This window comes from Vibrio sp. S234-5 (genome assembly GCF_000960595.1).
Classification (GTDB): Bacteria; Pseudomonadota; Gammaproteobacteria; order Enterobacterales; family Vibrionaceae; genus Vibrio.
Genome location: NZ_JZAM01000090.1, coordinates 1 through 403 on the forward strand (window position 1 = coordinate 1; position 403 = coordinate 403).

A 403-nucleotide genomic window follows, 5' to 3' on the forward strand; every position below is an offset into this window, starting at 1 on the left:
ACCTGCCGTTCAACGGTATTATGCCATTGCACTAACCGCACCATGTCCAACCGTGATTAGCCCACCTTCGTGCTCCTCCGTTACACTGGGGGAGGAGACCGCCCCAGTCAAACTACACACCAGACACTGTCCGCGACCCCGATGAGGGGACATCGTTAGAACATCAAACATACAAGGGAGGTATTTCAAGGACGGCTCCAAAGCAACTGGCGTCACGTCTACAAAGCCTCCCACCTATCCTACACATGTAGGGTCAATGTTCAGTGACATGCTGTAGTAAAGGTTCACGGGGTATTTCCGCCTAGCCGCGGGTACACTGCATCTTCACAGCGATTTCAATTTCACTGAGTTTCGGGTGGAGACAGCGCGGCCATCATTACGCCATTCGTGCAGGTCGGAACTT

1 rRNA gene is annotated in these 403 nt (G+C 53.1%); it reads right to left on the minus strand.

The window, feature by feature from the left end:
• Positions 1-403: ribosomal RNA gene (locus UF06_RS23615) — 23S ribosomal RNA — on the minus strand; the annotation flags it as partial.